Below are 1,125 nucleotides of genomic sequence, written 5' to 3' on the forward strand. Positions count from 1 at the left end.
GCGGCCTGGCGGTGCTGCTTGCCTCGGATGGGCTGCTGGCGCAGGGCCGCCGGTCTGCGGGCTCTGCTGGCCGGCGTGGCGCTGTGGGGCATCCACATGGGCATGACCCAGGGCCTGCTGGCCGCCATGGTGGCCGACACCGCGCCCGCGCCGCTGCGCGGCACGGCCTACGGCGTGTTCAACCTGGCCAGTGGCCTGGCCATGCTGGTGGCCAGCGTGGTGGCCGGTGGTCTGTGGGACGCCTTCGGGCCCGCCGCCACCTTTGGGGCCGGGGCGGGCTTCGCGGGGCTCAGCCTGCTGCTGCTGGTGTGGCACCCGGGTCGGGCCCGCCCAGCACCCCGAACTCCACCGGCGTCTTGGTGAAGAAGACATTGGCCTGGGCCGCGGTGAGGGCCTGGGCCAGCCGGGTCCATTCGTCCTCGCTCACCACCAGCGTCACCTCGATGGGCTGGTCGGACAGCTCGAAGAAGTGGGCCGAATGCAGGCGGCCGTCGCGGCCGATGCCGTCCGTGCCGACGCTCAGCGTGGCGCCGCGGATGCCCAGTTGCCGGGCGGTTTCCATCAGCCACGCGCCCATGGGCTGGTGACCGTGGTGCCGGCCTTCGCCGGTGAAGAAGGTGATCTGGAAGCCTTGCATGCTCATGCTCCTGCCAGCCGGAGGTGGCGCACCAGGGAGACGGTGCCGATGCCCAGCAGCGTCATCGTGATGCTGCCGGCCACATGCACCGCCACGGTCATCAGGGACCAGCCCAGGCGGCCGGCCATCAGCTGGGTGACGACCTCGGCCGAGAAGGTGGAGAAGGTGGTGAGCCCGCCCAGGAAGCCGGTGACGGCGAACAGCCGCCATTCGGGGGGCAGGGTGGGGTGGGTGGCGAAGAAGGCCACGGCCAGCCCGATCAGGTAGCCCCCCAGCAGGTTGGCCGCCAGCGTGCCGGGTGGAAGGAAGGGGAAGAGGGCATTGAGCTGGTTGCCCAGCACCCAGCGCAGCAGGGCACCCAACGAGGCGCCCAGGGCGATGGCCAAGACAGCAAGCATTCGGACACGTCCTTTCGTTCACAGCAGAAGGAAGGGCGCGGCTACGCATCCCTCCCGGGAGATTGCGTAGGCATCATCAGCGCGCACCGG

Annotated in this window: 2 protein-coding genes and 1 pseudogene; 1 reads left to right on the forward strand and 2 read right to left on the reverse strand. The window is 70.8% G+C overall.

All coding sequences use genetic code 11. The annotated features are described in order from the left end of the window. A pseudogene (locus tag I73_RS23095) lies at positions 1 to 363 on the forward strand (MFS transporter); the annotation flags it as partial. Here the strand turns inward: I73_RS23095 and I73_RS23100 are convergent. Both I73_RS23100 and crcB read right to left on the reverse strand, forming a co-directional pair. Next, positions 290 to 637 carry a DUF190 domain-containing protein gene (locus tag I73_RS23100; RefSeq protein ID WP_022980130.1) on the reverse strand — a complete coding sequence of 116 codons (348 nt, stop codon included), beginning with the start codon at positions 635 to 637 and terminating at the stop codon, positions 290 to 292. The pseudogene I73_RS23095 and the gene I73_RS23100 overlap by 74 nt on opposite strands. 2 nt (positions 638 to 639) lie before the next feature. Beyond that, a complete protein-coding gene (gene crcB, locus I73_RS23105; protein WP_022982789.1) occupies positions 640 to 1,035 on the reverse strand; it encodes a fluoride efflux transporter CrcB in 396 nt (131 codons plus the stop codon). Positions 1,036 to 1,125 lie beyond the last annotated feature (90 nt).

The sequence above is a fragment of the Ideonella sp. B508-1 genome, from assembly GCF_000333615.1.
Taxonomy (GTDB): domain Bacteria; phylum Pseudomonadota; class Gammaproteobacteria; order Burkholderiales; family Burkholderiaceae_C; genus Ideonella.

What these genes read in the sequence shown, in the direction of transcription:
- I73_RS23100 (WP_022980130.1), bottom strand. Translation starts at nt 637, where the DNA reads ATGCAAGGCTTCCAGATCACCTTCTTCACCGGCGAAGGCCGGCACCAC.
- crcB (WP_022982789.1), bottom strand. Translation starts at nt 1,035, where the DNA reads ATGCTTGCTGTCTTGGCCATCGCCCTGGGCGCCTCGTTGGGTGCCCTG.